17 protein-coding genes are annotated in these 20,767 nt (G+C 35.5%); 13 read left to right on the top strand and 4 right to left on the bottom strand.

Annotated elements, in window-relative coordinates; genetic code table 11:
• The first annotated feature begins 607 nt into the window (after positions 1–607).
• From N2201_00515 to N2201_00455, 13 genes are all read left to right on the top strand, one after another.
• Positions 608–742 (top strand): hypothetical protein, encoded by a 135-nt coding sequence (locus N2201_00515; protein MCX7784706.1) that lies wholly within the window; start codon positions 608–610, stop codon positions 740–742.
• Between the two features lie 1,377 nt (positions 743–2,119).
• Positions 2,120–3,058 carry a glycosyltransferase family 2 protein gene (locus tag N2201_00510; GenBank protein MCX7784705.1) on the top strand — a complete coding sequence of 313 codons (939 nt, stop codon included), beginning with the start codon at positions 2,120–2,122 and terminating at the stop codon, positions 3,056–3,058.
• Between the two features lie 14 nt (positions 3,059–3,072).
• Positions 3,073–4,176: a flippase-like domain-containing protein gene (locus N2201_00505; protein MCX7784704.1), complete on the top strand. Its 1,104-nt coding sequence runs from the start codon at positions 3,073–3,075 to the stop codon at positions 4,174–4,176.
• Between the two features lie 11 nt (positions 4,177–4,187).
• Positions 4,188–5,282, top strand: coding sequence for a histidinol-phosphate transaminase (gene hisC / locus N2201_00500; protein MCX7784703.1), 1,095 nt, complete (start codon positions 4,188–4,190; stop codon positions 5,280–5,282).
• A 33-nt stretch (positions 5,283–5,315) separates the two neighbouring features.
• A complete protein-coding gene (locus N2201_00495; protein ID MCX7784702.1) occupies positions 5,316–6,776 on the top strand; it encodes a TldD/PmbA family protein in 1,461 nt (486 codons plus the stop codon).
• Positions 6,777–6,874: 98 nt separating this feature from the next.
• Positions 6,875–8,218, top strand: coding sequence for a TldD/PmbA family protein (locus tag N2201_00490; GenBank protein MCX7784701.1), 1,344 nt, complete (start codon positions 6,875–6,877; stop codon positions 8,216–8,218).
• A 128-nt stretch (positions 8,219–8,346) separates the two neighbouring features.
• Positions 8,347–8,778: a hypothetical protein gene (locus tag N2201_00485; GenBank protein MCX7784700.1), complete on the top strand. Its 432-nt coding sequence runs from the start codon at positions 8,347–8,349 to the stop codon at positions 8,776–8,778.
• Positions 8,779–9,337: 559 nt separating this feature from the next.
• Entirely contained in the window at positions 9,338–11,179 is a 1,842-nt protein-coding gene (locus tag N2201_00480) for a PKD domain-containing protein (protein MCX7784699.1), read from the top strand.
• A 473-nt stretch (positions 11,180–11,652) separates the two neighbouring features.
• Complete coding sequence (locus N2201_00475; protein ID MCX7784698.1) at positions 11,653–12,216, top strand: nitroreductase family protein; 564 nt, start codon at positions 11,653–11,655, stop codon at positions 12,214–12,216.
• A gap of 159 nt (positions 12,217–12,375) precedes the next feature.
• Complete coding sequence (locus N2201_00470; GenBank protein MCX7784697.1) at positions 12,376–13,047, top strand: peroxiredoxin; 672 nt, start codon at positions 12,376–12,378, stop codon at positions 13,045–13,047.
• Positions 13,048–13,136: 89 nt separating this feature from the next.
• Positions 13,137–13,511: a desulfoferrodoxin gene (locus N2201_00465; GenBank protein ID MCX7784696.1), complete on the top strand. Its 375-nt coding sequence runs from the start codon at positions 13,137–13,139 to the stop codon at positions 13,509–13,511.
• A 209-nt stretch (positions 13,512–13,720) separates the two neighbouring features.
• Positions 13,721–16,138 carry a heavy metal translocating P-type ATPase gene (locus N2201_00460; protein MCX7784695.1) on the top strand — a complete coding sequence of 806 codons (2,418 nt, stop codon included), beginning with the start codon at positions 13,721–13,723 and terminating at the stop codon, positions 16,136–16,138.
• A 219-nt stretch (positions 16,139–16,357) separates the two neighbouring features.
• Positions 16,358–18,028 carry a formate--tetrahydrofolate ligase gene (locus N2201_00455; protein MCX7784694.1) on the top strand — a complete coding sequence of 557 codons (1,671 nt, stop codon included), beginning with the start codon at positions 16,358–16,360 and terminating at the stop codon, positions 18,026–18,028.
• A gap of 79 nt (positions 18,029–18,107) precedes the next feature.
• Here N2201_00455 and N2201_00450 read toward each other — a convergent pair whose 3' ends face one another.
• From N2201_00450 to mscL, 4 genes are all read right to left on the bottom strand, one after another.
• Complete coding sequence (locus N2201_00450; GenBank protein ID MCX7784693.1) at positions 18,108–18,353, bottom strand: hypothetical protein; 246 nt, start codon at positions 18,351–18,353, stop codon at positions 18,108–18,110.
• 226 nt (positions 18,354–18,579) lie between these two features.
• Positions 18,580–18,768, bottom strand: coding sequence for a hypothetical protein (locus N2201_00445; GenBank protein ID MCX7784692.1), 189 nt, complete (start codon positions 18,766–18,768; stop codon positions 18,580–18,582).
• A gap of 502 nt (positions 18,769–19,270) precedes the next feature.
• Positions 19,271–19,480 (bottom strand): hypothetical protein, encoded by a 210-nt coding sequence (locus N2201_00440; GenBank protein ID MCX7784691.1) that lies wholly within the window; start codon positions 19,478–19,480, stop codon positions 19,271–19,273.
• An 848-nt stretch (positions 19,481–20,328) separates the two neighbouring features.
• Positions 20,329–20,760, bottom strand: coding sequence for a large conductance mechanosensitive channel protein MscL (gene mscL, locus N2201_00435; protein MCX7784690.1), 432 nt, complete (start codon positions 20,758–20,760; stop codon positions 20,329–20,331).
• Positions 20,761–20,767: the final 7 nt, after the last annotated feature.

The raw sequence follows: 20,767 nt of genomic DNA, 5'->3' as shown, positions 1-20,767 counted from the left end.
GAAATATAAGAAATATAATTGGTTATTAAACTTAAAATATGAAAGTTTCCAGTAGAGTCAGAGTCTTTTCTTATCTCATTCTTATCATAACAAATATCATTTCTGTAAATATTAGCGCTCATTGTTAATCTACTCAAATGACTAATATACTCATAAAGAGGTTAGCAGCGGTTTGTCTTATTAGTCTAATATTAAAAACTTCTTCATTAATTACTTACTCCCGAGAGGCGATTTTAATCGGAATTTACGCCTATACAACATAAGAGTACGATAACCTTATATGTTCACTCCAATATCATTTAGGTTGGCAAATTGAAGAAGAAGGTGATGTCGTTCTGACTGTTGACACCCAAAATCGTATACATTGTGTATTATCTAATGGTCTCAGGAGATATCTCACAGTGAGATATATTATCTTTGTTATACCGACACAAATGGGAGAAGTTATCCCATTAATACATCAGAAACTCGAACACTCTTTCAATCCGTCCCAATGTGGTTTGTTACTCTTCAGACAATGTTTATGTTGTTTAGTAGGAAAGATTAACTGGATAAATTGGACGATATTTTCAATTGGACATTCAACAGCGTATAGTGGTCTCCTGTTATGAATTTAACTAACGACCCGAATTTGTCAGGCATTCCCCAATTATCTCATCCTGTAACACGAAATGGTGTTGATTTGGTCTGCTCGCGTGAAATGAGTTTTAATCCACAAGTCTATGATGTGATGTATATGTGACTTCAACCAATTGCTTCTGCCATAGAAATAAAAGAACCCAAAAAGCCTAAACCGGTTTCGCCGGCACTGGAACTATTTATTTTCCCTAATCCTTGCAAGATACAAACCACATTGTTCATTGAATTAATAGCTGACCAAAAATAATTTCGATACTCTATGATAATGCAGGAAAGTTAATCAAAGTTTTATGTAAAGAAGAAAAGAAAACCGGCACTCACAATCTAAATTTGAATACCAAAGAACTATCTTCAGGCGTATATTTTCTATACGCTCCAAACTGAAGAGAAAAGAATAATTGAAAGATTAGTGGTAATAAAATAAATTAAGAACTAAAAATTAAGGAGCAAAAATAGAATGTGGTAATTACTAAGCCGGACCTACTTGATTTCAATGTCACCTAATGTTAAATGTTCAAAAGTTTAATGTTAAAAGCTGATACTATGCCAGACTTGCTTAATAACAGTGACGAATCGCAAATGCAAACAAACGGTAAATTGTTCAAAAGGTTAAGATTAAGTACATAATTTCCTTTTCTGGATAGAAGTGAACAAAAGCAGTAGTAAATGTTCATAATCACTTTCACCTAACCTCTATTATCAAGGGAGTGGAATTGGTAATAATAACGGTTTTTTCCTCAAGCCAGATGGTTTAACTAAAGTCTAACTCCAACCCTATCAGGTCCGACCTGCTTAAATGTTCAAAGTCTCTACTTGAAAAGTTCCTTATCTAACTTATAATCCATTGTAAAGCAAAGTGTTCTAATAAGATTGCTATCTGAACTGATATTAGATTTTCTGTCAGATTACGTTTTAAGTTATTTCAAAGGCGGTCTTATAAATAAGTAAGCAAACATTTGGGAAAGTATTAAAAGAATATCTGTTTTTTACAGATTGAAATACAAACTTCAAGAGATTTTGCTACACGATTTAGGCTAACTGGTAGGCAACCTCATATTCCGCTTATAGGGTAAAATACTATATGCGATGAGCTGGGAAATAGTCTGGCTTGGGCTAGCCCCACCCTAGCCCTTCTACTTTGCTGAACATTCAGAAACTCGACATAGAGTCTAATGAAAATCCGGAAATATCGCGTCTTGCAATGAAAGATGCTTTAGTAGAATTCTGTGTTAATAATTCTTTTATAACTAAATAATATTCGGATAACTAAATAATATTTGGATAAAGTTCTATATAATAATTAAAAGGATTTACCTTATTATCCCTAAAAATCATCAAACCTTGATATAGTAAACCGACTTTGATTAGATTTAATCTTCTATATATAGTATCATAATATTAAAAACACCACATATAGTATGTAATGTAAAAAATTCAATGATTTATCTTGACATCTTCGTCAATTTTTGTATAATTAAGCGTGGTCAAGTATTCAATAATTGTTCCTGCTTTCAATGAAGAGGAAAATATTGTTCCGCTTATTGAGAGATTATCGCAAGTTGTGACATCTGATTATGAGGTTATATTGGTTGATGACGGAAGTAGGGATGGCACATATAAGAAAGCGGTAGAACTGGCATCAACTTATAAGTTTTTAAGAGTCAAGCAGCATAAGCGGAATTTGGGTAAGACAGAAGCAATACTGACAGGTGCTTACGCCTCTAAAGGGCAATATTTGATTATATTTGATGCTGACCTTCAATATTCTCCATCTGATATTCCCAAGTTTGTTGCGGAATTAGAAAATGGCGCAGATATGTGTGTGGGCTGGAAGCAAGGTAAATATGAAAAAAGAGGCGTTTCCAATATTTATAATTTTCTGGCACGAAAGATATTTGGCTTAAAAGTCCATGATTTGAATGCAATGAAGGCGTTTCGGAAGGAACTTTTGTGGGATGTAGTTTCTCTGCGTAAAGATTGGCATCGTTATCTTGTGCCATTAGCCCACGATAAGGGTTATGAGATTCGAGAACTAAAAGTCCCAATCTATCCTCGATATGCCGGTAAACCTAAATATCAAAGTCTGTTTCGGATTTTTATCGGTTTGTTTGATTTATTAGCAGTTGGTTTTCAAATCCGTATAATGCGTAAGCCGATGCTTTATCTCGGCATAATTGGTTTTGTAACAATGATGCTTGGAATCTTAGTTGGTGTCATTGCATTAATTCTAAGATTTCTTGGGCATGGCTTTAGACCTTTATTATATTTAGTGATTTTACTAATCTTAGCAGGATTATTAGTTTTCGGATTTGGCTTCATTGGTGAAGCGGTTGCCCACATTTCTGAGCGTCTGGAGCGCATTGAAAAAGAAATTCAGAATTCAAAATTTTCTGAAAAAAATCGCTCCGAAAAAATATAAATCAAATTTTGCTAATGAAGAAAAGTATATTTTCCATATTTCAAATAATCATTACCCTTGCATTAATGTTTTATCTGGTTCAAAAAGTCAATTTAAAAGATGCGTATGCAATTATGAAACAAGTTAATATTTATTATTATCTGATGGCGATTTTTCTCTGTTTTATCTTTTTACTACTCAGTAATTGGCGATGGAAAATTCTATTGGATGCGCGTAATATTAGATTCTCTTTTGGTTATCTTTTAAAAGTCTATTTGGCATCTTGGCTTTTTAATAACATCTTACCGACGGCAATAGGTGGTGATGTTATTCGAATTGCCTATACTGCGCAAAGAGATTCAGAAACCGGCCGACATCGGACTTCGCCGGCATTAGCCGCAGCATTTGTTGACCGATTTATCGGTTTTATTGGTATTTTCTTTTTTGCCTCTTTAGCCTCAGGTGTGCTTTTTTTAGCGAAGATGGGTAGCAATCGCTACTTGCTTTTAGAAATAGCCGGCTTAGTGTTTTTAATGGTCGTAATGTTGGCAATGTTTTCTGACCGGGTGCACCGAATTTTTTCTCAAATATTTTTCCACCTAAAAATTTTTCGATTAGGCGAACGATTTGAACGGGCTTATCAAGAAATAAAAGATTATCGCCAAATTAAAGATAAACTTGTATGGAGTTTTCTGCTTTCACTGTTAGTTCAATCTGCAATTGCTATGGTGTGGTGGCTAATTGCGCTTGGTATTTCAGTCAATAAATCTCTCTTGTATTATTTCTTATATATTCCGGCAATTGGGGTAATAACCATGATTCCGGTATCTGTCGGCGGACTGGGTATAAGAGAAAATAGTTTTGTTTATATGTTTAATACCTTTGTGGGCATCGCCAAAGAAAAAGCCACTGCAATAAGTGCGCTCTTTTTGATAATTAATTTAATTTTTGCATTTATTGGCGGTATTGTGTTTTTATTTATCAAGCGACAAGCCCATTATGTGGTTGCATCCACAGAACAAACACAATCCGATGCAATTCGCCATCCGCTAACCCCTGACCATTTTTCGCAAAATAGTAAAAAACAGATTGCGGATAGCGAAAAACAGATTTTAGTAATTAAAGAAAACAAGACCTAAGGAGGAAAAGAATGAGTTTTTTACCAAGACCTAATATTTCAGCAATAAAGACCTATAAACCAGGAAAACCGATTGAAGAGGTTGCCCGAGAACTGAATTTGGTGGGCAAGATTATTAAACTGGCATCCAATGAAAATCCTTTGGGAACATCGCCTAAAGCTCTTAATGCCATAAAAAAATATCTTTCCGAGACATATCTCTACCCGGATGATAATGGGTATTATCTTAAACAGAAGTTAGCCGAAAAACATAATGTCAGTATCGATAATATCATTTTAGGTAATGGTTCGGTGGAATTGATTTATTTTGCTTGTCTTACTTTCTTAAACCCTTATGAACGATTAATGCGCAGTGCGGGTTCTTTCTTAATGGCAAAAATTGGTGCAGAAGTGGTTGGTAGTATGACTCAAGATATACCACTCAAAGAATATCGTCACGATTTGCATCGGATGCTGTCGGAAATTACGGCTCAGACTAAAATCATCTATCTTGATAACCCGATTAATCCCCTTGGAACTTGCATATGGGCTAATGAACTGGATGAGTTTATGGATAAAGTGCCGAATTTTGTCTTAGTGGTTATCGACGAAGCCTATTATGATTATATCACCGAGAAAGAGTATCCGAATTCTTTGAAATATCTTCAGGAAGGGAAAAATGTTTTGATTTTAAGGACTTTTTCTAAAATTTATGGTTTAGCCGGATTAAGAATTGGATATGGTATTGCGTCACCGGAAATTATTAATAGTATGATGAAAGTGCGCACGCCGTTTAATGTTAATCGGTTAGCACAGGTAGCCGCAATTGCGGCTTTGGATGATTGGAGTCATATTAAGCGCAGCCGCCGAATCAATGAGCAAGGCAAAAAATACTTGTATCGGGAACTGAGTAAACTGAAGATTTTTTATTTACCAACTTATGCTAATTTTATCTTTACCAATTTTGCGACTGATTCGAAAGACATTTTCGAAGCCTTACAACAACGCCGAGTTATTACCCGCACGATTAAAGAGTATGGTTTTCCTAATGCTTTGCGCATCAGTATCGGAACACCAGCGGAAAATAGAAAATTAATCAAAGAGTTGACCGAAGTACTTATATCATAATGAGTACAAGCGGTTAATAATTTAGGAGGTGTTATGCAATCTGCACAAGTTACTGGAATCGATAAGGATTTAGTCGCGGTAGCACTCAATTCGGCTAAGATGAAAGGTGCCAGTTATGTCGATGTCCGTTTGATTAGAAAACAAGAAGAAGAAATGATGATAAAAAATGGACGAGTTGAAGTATTAAAAAAAGATGAAGATGCTGGTGTTGGTATTAGAGTAATTGCTCAAGGATGCTGGGGATTTGCCGCAACTGCTAAATTAAATAAAGAAGATGTGGCTAAAACTGCAAGTTTAGCAGTGCGTGTGGCTAAAGCATCTTCAACCTTAAAGGCAAAAGATGTGTTTTTGGATTCGAAAGGAAAAATCATCGGAGAATATAAAACTACAATAATTAAAGACCCATTTACGGTTTCATTAGAAGATAAAATGTCGTTACTTTTACAAGTTGATGAAATAATGCGAAAAGTCAAAGGTGTCAGTTTAGTTGAAAGTTATCTCTCATTTAACAAGAAATTTCAAATCTTTGCCGCAAGCGATGATTCTTATATTGAGCAGTGGATTTATCAATCTGGTGGTTTTATTGCTGCAACTGCTGTTAAAGGTAATATTACCGGTGAGCGTTCTTATCCAGGAATGCACGGCCATTATAAAACTGCTGGTTACGAATTTATCGAATCACAAAAGTTTTTAGAAAATGCCCAACGCGTCGCAGAAGAATCTGTTGCCTTAACAACTGCTCGAGAATGCCCAGATGTAACGACAACCGTCATCTGTGACGGTTCAATGACTGCTATCCAAATACACGAAACTATCGGTCATCCTACAGAACTTGACCGGGTGTTAGGCACAGAAGTAAGTTTAGCCGGTAAAAGCCATTTGACTATTGATAAATTGTATAAATTTCAGATGGGGTCACCAATTGTAAATATAACGGCTGATGCAACAATTGAAGGTGGTCTTGGTTCTTTTGGTTTTGATGATGAAGGTGTGCCGGCCCAAAAAACCTATCTGATAAAGGACGGCATTTTTAATGGTTATCTAACATCACGAGAAACCGCGCCAGTTATTAATCAGTCGTCCAACGGCGCAATGCGGGCAGATTCTTGGGCATCGATTCCACTTATCCGAATGACTAATATCAATCTTCTACCTGGAACTTGGACATTGGAAGATTTAATTGCAGATACTGAAGATGGCATTTATCTTGAATCAGCCGGTTCACCCAGTATCGACGATATGCGACTAAATTATCATATCTCTTCAGAAATTGGATGGCTAATTAAAAATGGTAAAAAGACCGAGATGGTTAGACGTCCTTCTTATTCCGGCATCTCTTATGAAATCTGGCGTAATTGTGACGCAATTTGTAATGAGAACTATTGGGAAGTTTGGGGTGTGCCCAATTGTGGAAAAGGTGACCCAATGCAAACAATGACCGTAGGCCATGGAGCTTCACCCGCACGCTTCCGCAATATTAGAATAGGTAAATAAACGATATGTCAATGAAATCGGACATATTCAAAAAAATATTAAGATAATAAGAAGATAGTAATGAGTGTTAAGATAATAGTAGAATAGTGAGGTGTCGAATGATTGATAAGAATAAAACTAAAGAATTACTTTCTGCGGCATTAACACCTTTAGATATGAGTGAAGTGGGTATTTTCTCTATTCAGCGGGGAACAACACGTTTTGCTAATTCTACAATCCATCAGAATATAACAGTGGAAAATCCTTATCTATGGACCAGAGTGATAATCGATTCTTCCGAAGGCAAACGGATTGGTGGGCTTTCTACCCGTAACTTGACACCGACAGGAGTAAAAATGGCAATCTGCAAAGCAGCCGAATTAGCAATGCATTCAACTCCAGATAAAGATTTTGTTAGTCTTCCTAAACCGACTACAAAGTCAAAAATTAAAGAGCATAAGACAGAAGTAATCGAGGTTGTTACTCCTGAGCAAAGAGCATCGGCAGTGAGAGAAATTGTTAAGATCTGCAAAAGATATAATTTAGATGTTGCTGGGGTAATCCATACTAGCACTTATAGTTTGGGTATTAGAAATAATTTCGGAATTGATAAATATGCTCAAGGAATGGATACTTATGTTTCCGTTACCGCAATGTCGGAAAATAGTTCTGGATTTACTGCTGCTGCAAATAAGAAATTTGATAATATTAATTGGAAAGAATTAGCCGAAATCGCATCGGAAAAAGCCCTCTTAAGTAAAAATCCCAAAGAAATTTCACCTGGTACCTATACGGTATTATTAGAACCATTTGCAGTTGCTGAGATTATTATGTTTCTTGGTTGGCTTGAGTTTGGCGCTAAAGCGTTTGCTGAAAAACGCTCGATAATCTCTAAAAACTTAGGAAAACAAATTACCGGCGAAAATATTACTATAGTTGATGATTCCGCACATCCTCTATCACTCGCGCTTCCTTTTGATTTTGAAGGGGTTGACCGAAAAAAAGTGTTACTGATTGATAAAGGTATTGCTAAAGGAGTTGTTTTTGATTCGTTCTATGCTAACAAACTCAAAAAAACCAATACCGGCCATGCATTACCGCAACCTAATCCTTATGGTCCGTTTCCAGCAAATTTGGTAGTGAAACCAGGGACAAAATCAATGAGTGATATGCTGAAGATGTTGGATAAAGGTATTTTAGTTACCAGATTCTGGTATACAAGAGTAGTAGACCCAGATAAGACTTTAATTACCGGCTTAACCCGTGACGGCACATTCTGGGTAGAAAATGGCAAAATCCAATATGGCATAAAAAATCTTCGTTATACGATAAATATCTATGAAACCTTAAAACAAGTAATCGCCATCTCTAAAGAAAATTTTCTCACAGGCGAAAATGCTTCAGTTGTGGCTCCAGCCCTTTTAATTAAAGATTTTAATTTTACGGGAAAAACTCAATACTGAGATGCATTTTTACTAAATGTGACTTGATATTTTACGGTCCGCGATAAGCAAATAACATTTATGTAGAAATCGGGTTCATTTGATTTAAGTAACTTGATTATAATTATTATTTTTTTGTGGGAGTATAAATGGAAGATAGACCATTACCGGAACAAGTGGTCCACGAAACAATAATCAATCTCATCAAAAGGAGTTTATATAATTATCCTAATCCAGCCCAACCACATTTAATGACATTTGTCAATCATCCATTACGCAATAAAGTTGTGACTGATGCTGAAGGTAATGAATATTATCCGGATATTGTTATTATCAACACCTTGAACAATAAAATCGTAATGATTGGTGAAGTGGAAACATTCAGTAGTATTAATGAAGAAGAAGCGCAGCAATGGGCAAAGTTCGCCACTTTAGTTCCGGTCTTTTATCTTTTCTACCCCCGAGGACTTTATGACAAGGTGAAAGCACTTATAAAAGATATTAAAGTAAGTGGTCTCTTTGAGTATCAAAAAACTAATGAACATTATACAATTACCCGACGCTGGCCATTTCTTTCTTAATCCGGCCGTATTTATACGAAAAAATAGAGGTATCTGATACTGAATATGACAGATAAAATTCAGGATTTTTAGAGACTCCAAGGTTTGAGCGCTGTGGAAAAGTGTTATGGAAAACTTACGTCACACATTCGTTCCGAAAAAATCGTAGAAAAATAAGAAATATATTCAATAGTAAGAATTGATTTCTTTCAGTATACTAATGTTTGAGATCTCTGAAAAGTGTTCCAGAAAATACTTGAGGTATGCATCTGTATCGGAAAAAACCATAGAAAAAACAAGAAAAATATTCAGCAAGTTCAATATGTTCGATAGTAAGAACTGATTTTTTCAATATACTCATGTTTGAAATCTCTGAAAAAATGCCCCAGCAAACACTTGAGGCACGCATCTGTATCGGAAAAAACCATAGAGAAAATTAAGAAAAATATTCAGTGATTCCAATATATTCAATAGTAAGAATTGACTTTTTATTGTTCTCGTCAATGTTTTTGAACTTGACAGCAGGAATTTTTTGGTTTAACTTGATTTAATATAAAAATAAAGCGTAAAGAGAAAAACTATGAGACGATATTGGTTAAATATTCTATTAGGTATATTAATTCTAATCATTTCTTGCAAACGAAATAAAGCACCAAATACGCCCGCAACACCTTCTGGACCTTCAATTGGGTATCAGTATGGAGAATATAGTTTTTCTACCAGAACGACTGACCCCAATGGTGATGATATTGCATATCAATTTTATTGGGATGACGGTGATAGTTCAAATTGGAGTGATTTTATACCAAGTGGTGATTCAATAATTATGACAAATTCCTGGGCATCGGCAAAATCTTATACCATAAAAGTTCGGGCAAAGGATACAAAAGAAAAAGTTTCGTCTTGGTCAAACGGGCATCAGATTACAATTCGCCCAAACGCATTGCCCAATATTCCTTCAGTGCCAAGTGGCCCTTTATCCGCTAGAATTGGCACAATTTGTAATTTTAGCACTTCAACTATTGATTCAGATAATGATAGTGTTGCTTATCAATTTGATTGGGGAGATGGCACATATTCAAATTGGTCTAATTTTATTAGCAGTGGCACAATCTGTACTATGTCTTATAGGTGGTCGTCTGAAGGAAATTATTCAGTTAGAGCCAGAGCCAAAGATATTAAAGGTGCAATTACAAATTGGTCAAATCCTCACACAATTAATATTTCTAATGTGCTAATTTGGAGCAGAACTTTTGGGTTGGATGATGACGATATTGGATTTTCGGTGCAACCAACATCTGATGGTGGATATATTATTGTTGGTGCCACTGCAACATATGGTAGTTCTGATGTTTGGTTGATTAAGACCGATTCAATGGGTATTGAACAATGGAATAGAATATTCGGCGGGACTAGCGACGATTACGGTTATTCGGTGCAACAGACTGCAGACCGAGGCTATATCATAACAGGCACAACTGAATCTTTTGGTGCTGGCGGTGCTGATATTTGGCTTATCAAGACCGATTCTTTAGGTAATGAACAATGGCGAAAAACTTTCGGCGGAACTAGTGATGATTATGGTGCGTCAGTTCAGCAGACACCAGATGGTGGATATATTTTGACCGGAAGTATCACAACAGGTGGCGCAAATGGAACTGATGTTTTGCTAATTAAGACTAATTCAACCGGCAATATGCAATGGAACAAAAATTTTCATAAAAATGAAGAAGATTATGGTATGGAAGTAAAGCGAACGGCTGACAATGGATATATCATCGTTGGTTGGACTTATTTCGTGGATAATGATAATATCGATGTCTGGTTAATTAAGACCGATGTCAGTGGCAATATGCAATGGAATAAAACTTTTGATAAAGCAGACGAAGATTATGGTTATTCGGTGCAACAGACCACTGATGGCGGTTACATCATAACTGGTTATACATATTCTTACGATTTAGAGAATATCGATTTTTGGTTAATAAAAACGACTTCGTCCGGCAGTCGGCAATGGGATAAGACATTTAATAAGACCGATGAGGATTATGGTTATTCAGTACAGCAAACCAGTGACGGTGGCTATATTATTACTGGTTTCACTAATTCTGCTGATGCGAATGTCTGGTTAATCAAGACCAATTCAACTGGCATAATGCAATGGGAGAAAATTATTGGTGGAACTGATGATGATTTTGGTTATTCAGTTCGACAGAGTCCAGATGGTGGCTATATTATAACAGGAGCGACTGATTCTTATGGTGCAGGTTATTTAGATGTTTTGCTAATCAAAACTGACCGAGCCGGTAATTTTGTTTTGCCATCTGCTTTGACAAAACCAACCCAATCTTCATCTTCAAAAAGACTCTCTATTCCTCAGCATATCCTGAAACAAACAAAACCGAGTCTTAAAAAGGATTAAACAAAAACAAAGATTTTGTCTAAAGAGAGCGACTTCATAGATAGTGTCGTATATAATATGAATAATTACATAGATAATTTCTTCCGGAAAGGTAGAATGATAAGTTGGTTAAAAGACTTCGACATCGCAAATGTTTCAGACGGGGACATAGGAATAAAAAATGAGGATAAAATAAGCAGTCTAATAAAAGAGAAAGATGGAGTTTTAATAGATATAAAAATCAAAAGAATTATAAAATTCTTAAACCACACAGGGAACTATACCCTATTGTAATCGGTTTTTTGTGGTTAATTTTTGATTGTTAGCGGGTTAGATAAAAATTATGATTGATTTTGGGGAAACTTTTAAGTATACCTTTTGGTAAGACAAATAAAAGACTTATTTAAGAACAGTGATTAAATAATATACAAATTTATTATGTTCATAATAAAACTGAGAAGCAGGTTTGAAATATATAATTTTAAGGAGGCAGAATGGATGTAAAAGATGCTATTGATAAGCGTCGAGCATATCGGTCTTTAGACCCAGTAGAAATTACTCAAGAACTGATTGAAGATTTAGCAAAGTCAGCACAATTGGCACCATCCTGTTTTAATAATCAACCCTGGCGATTTGTCTTTGTTTATGATAAGGATATGTTGGAAAAGATGAAGACAACGTTATCTAAAGGCAATGAATGGGCATATGATGCTTCAATGATGATTGCGGTTTTCAGTAAAAAAGAATTTGACTGTATAATTCACGACCGAGAATATTATCTTTTTGGTTGCGGAATGGCAGTAGGTTTTTTAATGTTAAGAGCAACTGAACTTGGATTGGTTGCACACCCAATTGCCGGTTATAGCCCGAAAAAAGTTAAAGAAGTGCTTGGAATTCCCGAAGAGATGAATGTGATAACGCTAATTATGGTCGGTAAACATTCAGCAGTAATAAAACCAGTGTTATCAGAAAAACAAGTTAAAGATGAGAAAGAGCGTCCGCCAAGATATGCCTTAGAAAAATTTGTTTATCACAATAAGTATACTGAAACAAAATAAATTTTTTGCTAATTAGTTAATCGAGTTTGTGATTCTATGCCTAACAATAGAGTAAGGCAGTTTCCTTGGATAAAAAATTAAGTAAATCCGAATCTAATTGTAAATTAAAGAGTCTAATTACTAAATGATAAATAATAAAGTACCAAGAAAGGAGAAATTATGAATAATATTGAAAAGAGAAATATGCCGCTTTTAGGCGATAATTTTCCAGAAATGAAAGTGCAGACAACTCACGGTGAGATGGAATTACCCAAAGCGTTTGCTGGGAAATGGTTTGTTTTATTTAGTCATCCGGCAGATTTTACTCCAGTATGCACTACTGAGTTTGTCGCATTTCAGAAAAGATATAATAAATTTAAGGCGTTGAACTGCGAACTCATAGGTTTGAGTGTTGACCAAGTCTTTTCTCATATTAAATGGGAGGAATGGATTAAAGAGAAATTGGGCGTAGAGATTGAATTTCCGATTATTGCGGATACGGGTAAAGTTGCCGAAACGCTTGGTCTAATTCATCCCGGCAAAGGAACCAATACGGTTCGTGCTGTATTTGTTGTTGACGATAAAGGTAAAATTCGAATTATCTTATATTATCCCCAAGAACTGGGTAGAAATATGGACGAAATCTTACGGGCTGTAGAAGCAATGCAGATTTCGGATAAATACGGTGTCGCAATGCCCGCAAACTGGCCGAATAATGAGATTATGAATGACCATGTAATTATTCCGCCAGCAAGAGATGTTAAGACTGCTCAAGAAAGATTGGCTAAAGCCAAAGCCGGTGAATTTGAATGTATTGACTGGTGGCTCTGCCATAAGAAGTTGCCCAAATAATAAATGATTAATATGTGCCGAAAAACGCATCGGGTCTAAAGAAAATAATTTATTGAATAATAACCAAAATCATAGAGAAAGGATAAAAAATGACAGCATTATACCAAATTTATAAATGTAAAATATGTGGTAATATTGTCGAAGTCCTACATACTGGTGGTGGCACTTTGGTCTGTTGCGGTGAGCCAATGGAACTTCTGCAAGAAAAGACCGCAGATGTTGGTATGGAAAAACATGTGCCAGTAATTGAAAAGACTGCAACTGGTGTAAAAGTCAAAATTGGTTCCATACCACATCCCATGGAAGAGAAACACTATATTGAATGGATTCAAATCATTGCGGATGGAAAAAGTTATCGAAAGTTCTTAAAACCAGGTGATATACCAGAAGCGGAGTTTAATATCCAAGCAGAAAACATCACGGCACGCGAATACTGTAATATTCACGGACTCTGGAAAAAATAACATAATCGCCACAGTGACATGAAGACAGAAAGGTCGGAATAAATTAAAGATAATATATTTTTTAATTTTTCATAGAGAAATATTAGTTGTGAACATTAAACTTAGTTTTGTTGAGGCATAAGTTTATTTAAGGATTTATTATTAGTATGGTTGAAAGCATATGTTTATGAGTTCTCCATGTTTTTGATATTTGAGTTTTAATATTTAATATGACATATAAAGACCCGGTCTGCGGGATGGAGGTTAGTGAATCAGACGAAGCCGGTAGATTTGACTATCAAGGCATAACCTATCATTTCTGCAGTATATCCTGTTTAGAAAAATTCAAAGCCGAGCCAGAAAAATATCTTGCTTTCCCGAAATTTTTTATCCCTGTTCCTGAAGAAATGAAAAAGCGCGACAAAAATGAAACAATAACGATTCCAATAAAAGGTATGACTTGCGCTGGTTGTGTTTTAACCATTGAAAATGCATTAAAGAAACTACCTGGAGTTAATAAGGTTGCAGTAAATTTAGCAGGAGAGAATGCCACAATTGAGTTTGATAAAAACCGCACAAGTATTAATAAAATCAAAGAGACAATCAGAACAGTTGGCTATGATGTTATAGAAGAGAAAGAGATTGAAGGTGATTCACAAAAACTGTGGCAGAAAGCAAAATTTAGATTGATTATTGTCTGGATAATTACAATTCCACTTGTCGTTTTAATGCTGTTGCATATGGTATTTAATATTCATATTTTTTATATTGAACACATTATGCTAATTCTTGGTGGTTTAGCAGTTTTTGTTCCTGGATTTAATACATTAAAATCGGGTATCAGTTCTATTAGGCACGGTTCAGCATCAATGGATGTTTTGATTGGAATCGGCACAATCACTGCTTTAGTTAGCGGTGTTTTGAAAATCTTTAATCTTCAAATTGAAAATTATGCTGGTATTGCTGGAATGATAATGGCAATCCATCTTACCGGTCGGTATATCGAAGCCAGGTCTAAGGGCAAAGCATCTCAGGCAATTAAACGATTACTACAACTCGGCGCAAAAACCGTTAGAACTATAGTAAATAATCAAGAACAAGAAATCCCAATTGAACAATTGAAAGTAAATGATATAATGGTGGTGCGTCCCGGAGAAAAAATTCCGACTGATGGTGAAGTAATTTGGGGTACATCCAGTGTTGATGAATCAATGGTAACCGGTGAATCTTTACCAGTTAAGAAAAAAGTCGGCGATTCAGTTATTGGTGCAACAATTAATCAGAACGGATTACTCCATATCAGAGCAACAAAAGTGGGTAAAGATACCTTTTTAGCCCAGATAATAAAGTTAGTGGAAGAATGTCAAAATTCAAAAGTGCCAATTCAAGAATTTGCAGACAAAGTCACTGCACGATTCGTACCAATAATTATAGTAATTGCAATTACAACATTTTTCATCTGGTTGTTTTTGGCACCTTATTTAAGAAATATTCTATTCTGGGCAAATGATATTTTACCTTGGGTCAATCCATATTTATCTTCGATTTCCTTAGCAATATTTGCGGGCGTTGCAGTCTTAGTTATTGCCTGTCCTTGTGCTTTGGGTTTAGCAACACCGACTGCTTTAATGGTCGGTTCAGGTATTGGAGCAGAAAAAGGGATTTTGTTTAGGTCCGGCAAAGCGATTCAAATGCTTCAGCAAGTAAAAGCAGTAGTGTTCGATAAGACAGGCACAATCACTAAAGGCAAACCAGAAGTTACTGATATTATTACGGATGATGCTGTGAATGAAAATGAATTGTTAGCATATGCGGGAAGTTTGGAATTAGGTTCAGAACATCCACTGGCTTTAGCCGTTATCGAGAAAGCAAAATCAAAAAGTATAACTATCAGTACGCCGAATAAATTTAACGCCATTTCAGGAAAAGGCATTATCGGTATGGTCAATAATAGAAAAATTATCGTTGGCAATAAGATATTTTTTGATGAGTTGCATATCAATTATTCTCCAATAAATAATAAGATAACTGAATTAGAAGATGAAGGTAAGACCGTGATATTAATTGCAATTGACCAAAGATTAGCCGGATTAATGGCAATTGCTGATACTTTGAAAGATGACTCGAAATCGGCATTAGAAGAATTAAAGAAAATGAGATTAAATCTTATTATGCTTACCGGTGATAATGAACGAACTGCAAAAGCAATTAGTCAGAAAGTCGGTATTGAAAGGATTGTTGCCAATGTTCTGCCTGAAGATAAACAGAAAGCAGTTGCCGAGCTTCAAAAAGAATACGGAATTGTTGCAATGGTTGGTGATGGTATAAATGATGCGCCAGCATTGACTCAAGCCGATGTTGGTATTGCCCTCGGAACCGGCACAGATATTGCAATTGAGGCATCAGATGTTACCTTGGTCAGGGGAAGTCTTTATGGTGTTGTGACCGCAATTAAACTTTCCCGAGCAACTTTTCGTAAAATTAAACAGAATCTATTCTGGGCATTCTTTTATAATACAATCGCGATTCCATTGGCAATTCTGGGATTACTACATCCGATTATTGCCGAAACCGCCATGGCATTAAGTTCAATAAATGTAGTGACTAATTCATTAAGATTAAGAAGAGAAGTAAAGCATAGGATATGAAGAACAAAGGAAAAAGGATAAGTAAGAAAGATAAGAAATGATAGAAAGATGTTTAAATTTTTGTGTCTTAGTAATTGAACTTTTATTGTATGAAGACTGATATTGAGATTGCTCGAACTGCAAAACTAATCCAATTGAATCTCTTGCTGAACTTATGGGAATTGACGAGAAATTTATACTTCCTTGTAGTCAATATAAAGTAACTAAATTAATGATTGTATGAAGACTGACATTGAGATTGCTCAGAGTGCAAAACTAATCCCCATTGAAGTTCTTGCAGACAAGATGGGTATTAATGAAAGTTTTGTGCTTCCTTGTGGTAGATATAAAGCTAAAATCTCACTTCAGTTCTATGAAAAAATTAAATCCAATCCTGATGGTAAATTGATTCTGGTTACAGCAATCACACCAACTGCTTTTGGTGAAGGTAAGACCACAGTCGCTATTGGTTTAAGTATGGCATTTAATCAACTCGGCAAAAAATCAATTGTTACCCTACGCGAACCTTCTTTAGGTCCAGTATTCGGGATAAAAGGCGGTGCGGCTGGTGGTGGCTACGCCCAGGTTCTTCCAATGGAAGATATTAATTTACATTTTACCGGCGATATTCATGCAGTTGGCTCGGCTCATAATCTTTTATGCGCAGTATTAGATAACCACATCCATTTTGGTAATAAATTACAGATTGATGAAAGAGAAATTGTGTTTAAGCGAACAATGGATATGAATGACCGGAGTTTAAGAAATATTGTCGTCGGTTTAGGTGGTAAGACTAACGGGCCAGCCAGAGAAGACGGTTTTATCATTACCGCAGCAAGCGAAATAATGGCAATTTTGGGTTTATCCAGTTCTCTTAGTGAATTAAAACAGAGACTGTGTCGAATTTTAGTGGCTTTTGATATAAATAATAATCCAGTGACTGCGGGTAATTTAGGAGTTTGTGGTTCGATGGCAGTATTACTTAAGGATGCCTTAAAGCCGAATTTAGTCCAAACCATTGAACATACGCCAGCATTTATTCACACCGGACCATTTGCCAATATTGCTCATGGCACAAGTAGTGTGATTGCAACTAAAATGGCGTTAAAACTTGCTGAGTATGTTGTAATTGAAGCCGGGTTTGGTTCTGATTTAGGAGCAGAAAAATTTATTGATATTGTGTCACGGGTTGCCGGTTTTAAGGTTGATGTAGCAGTAATTGTGGCAACAATCAGAGCATTGAAATTACACGGTGGAGCAAATGAAAAAGACTTAAAATCAGGCACAATCGAACATCTCCAAAAAGGATTTTCCAATCTGGCAAAACATATTGAGAATGTAAGAAAATTGGGAATGTCTTCCGTAGTTGCCTTAAACATATTTTCTGGTGATACTAAAGATGAGATTGAAAATGTAAAAGCATTTTGTGCTCAAAATAAAGTTCCTTGCGTAGAAGTTTATAGTTTCCATACAGGTGGTAAAGGTGCAATCGAATTGGCCGAGACGATAATCAAGACCGTTGAGCAAAATCCATCAAATCCCCAGCCAATATATGAATTAGAAGATTCAATTGAGACTAAAATCGAAAAAGTCGCGACTGAGATTTATGGCGCTAATCGGGTTGTCTATACACCAAAAGCAGAAAAAGATATTGCTCGGATTATAAAATTAGGGTATGAAAAATTGCCAATCTGTATTGCCAAAACTAACCGCTCCTTGAGTGATGACCCAACTCTTTATGGCCGACCAGAAAACTTTAAGATTACAATTACAGATATTAATATTTCTGCTGGCGCAGGATTTCTTGTGCCCTTAGCCGGTGATATTACCTTAATGCCAGGTCTTGCCAAAACTCCTAATGCAATGAAGATTGATATTGACGAAAATGGTAGAATAGTCGGCTTATCATAAAAGAGTGGTTTTTGCTTGTTATTAGTCAAGTGGTTTTTGCTTGTTATTAGTCATCGGGTAAGGATTATTATATTGAAAATTATTTTCTTGAGTGGCCTAATGGACATTCTCGGTTGCCTAATAGGTGAGCCGGTCGGCAAGCCAGGGGGCAAGCCAAGGGGCATACCGGTGGGCAACCGAGGGGCATACCTACCGGATTGCCCAACCAGCAAATTTTCAGATAGCCCTTTGTTTTGCCCTTTGATTTAACCTCTGGATTATCAATGGGATAACAGAACAAGTTGCCTAATCTTCTGCCGACTATGTCAAACAGACCGGCTGACAAAATTCTTTAGCAATCTATGTTTGTATCAAATTTTAATGATTATTTAACTACCAATATTCTCTCGGTTAGTTCTCGGCTTGAATCTACATAAAGGATTAGCAAATAGGCGCCTGACTAACTTTTTTGCTTTGACTATCTTTGCAGACCAATTTTATTCTTTGCTTTTCGTTGTCAACTGGTAAAGTGGTAATTCTTCTTCTCAAAATATCATAGATATTGAAATTAACTACCCTACCAGCAGTAATTCATAATCAATCACAACCTGTGATTTTGTGGTGTTGGGATAGGTTGTTAATATGTCTTTCTTATTTGTCTGAGCGTTTTGTTCAACTCCTGACATCACATCCCGAATTACTGAAATAGTATTACTCCTGTGGTTTGCCTCATAGGTTCTATTTTGAATCGTATCCAACATAAAACCACAGGACAACTTTTAATTGCAACTGTAGTCACAATCGAGTCTGTGGTATCATCAATAATCGACATATTGTTCTATTATAATTAGCACAATAGACTTTGTTGTTAATAGAATGCCACAAAAGAGTTGAAGGACTATTTGCTACGGGAATTGTGGTTATTACGTAATTTGTAATCCAATTAATTACAGTGATATTATTGCTCACGGCATTGGCACAAAAGAGTTGAAGGACTATTAGTGGTTATTACTTGATTTGTAATCCAATTAATTACAGTGATATTATTGCTCATGGCATTGGCACAAAAGAGTTGAAGGACTATTAGTGGTTATTACTTGATTGATTGCGCCATTAATTACGATTATGTTGTGACTGAGTCTTAAACAATAAAGCCGATTGTTAATAAAATTCCAACATATACCAAAAAGGCCGGGAGAAATTCCGAATAGTCGTTATCACTTGATTGGTACTTCCATTAATCACCGTAATGTCATCACTAACCTAATTCGCACAATGGATACGATTGTTAATTAAATTACAACATAGAATACGAGGTTGGACTCCAACCGGAATTATAGTTTCTACTTGATTAGTTGTGCCATCTATCACAGATACATCACTGCTCACCGCATTAGCACAGGAAACCTTATTATTAGTAGCATTCCAACAAAGGTAAAAAGGATTAGTTCCTACAGGAATTGTTGTGTCCATCCATTGTCCGTTTGCACAGTCAGGTATATAACTGAAGGAGATAATAAAAATAGAAATAAAATTGGAAAATATTTCATAATTTTAATGTATATAACTTGAGTAAACTCTTTTTTGCATATTGCTATGATATTTCATCCAGTCACTGCAAATTATTCGTCTGTTAGGCAAAAAGAGTTGTAAGGTTAAATAAAAGAATTAGCGAAAAGCAAAAAGTATTTCTTGATAACTTTTTCTTCTTATCTTCGAAAATCCTATTAAATATAAAAAACTTATTAAATATAACTTGAATTCTCTTCCATAAAATCTTATCACAACCAAACAATCTTGTCCAAGCAACAACATTTAGAGTGTTCTGAGAAAGTTCAGTTTTGCCGCTTAATATCTTGAACTTACTGAACATTGTTCTTGTATTGCTGTGTCTTCTCCGATACGGATGCGTCTTGCAAGTTAGTTCCGTGATGCTTTTTCCGAACACTTCATTTATAATTCTAACTCATAAAATAATTAATATATGGTTATCTTTGCGTTTTTATTTTCTTCTTTTATTGTAGGTATAAGTGTATTGGGTTCAAACATTTTGGGTTTAATATTAACATCCCCAACTTTCTCTTTTTATTTGAGATAGAGAACCCAAAAGTATAAAGTACTTTTAGTTAGATGTTGTTAATAATTATTATTTTCTTTGTTGGCATTTAACATTAATTTCAAGTTTGCTTTAAGATAATTAATTAAAAAGAAAGTTTGAGGGTCAAAACAATACTATCTGCTGTAAAATAAAACTTAGGATAGATGTTTATAAATCTATAATAGTTTGGGTATAATATGATTTTCAGAAGTCGATAACTAACTCATTTTAGTTCTGAAGTGCAGTGTGGACAGCGAGTGGCTTTAATCGGTATTGTAGAACAACAATAAGGACATTCTTTTGTTGTCGGTTCGGCTGGGATAGGTTTAGGTTTTAAGCGATTGATTTGACGAATTATCAGAAATATGATAAATGCAACAATTAAAAAATCGATAATTGTGTTAATGAACACTCCGTAATTTATTGTTGCGGCACCAGCGGACTTAGCTTCAGCAAGTGTTGCGTAATGTTTTCCTGAGATATTAATGAATAGATTAGAGAAGTCAATGCGACCAAGCAGTAAACCAATCGGCGGCATAATAATATCATTGACAAGAGATGTGACTATTTTGCCGAAAGCAACGCCGATAATGATTCCAATTGCCATATCAATAACATTGCCTCGCATCGCAAATTCTTTGAATTCCTTAAACATTTTATAT

This window comes from candidate division WOR-3 bacterium, assembly GCA_026418155.1.
In the GTDB taxonomy this organism is placed as follows: Bacteria; Hydrothermota; Tepidihabitantia; order Tepidihabitantales; family CAIPLT01; genus JAOABV01.
This window is presented reverse-complemented; position numbering and strand designations above follow the sequence as displayed.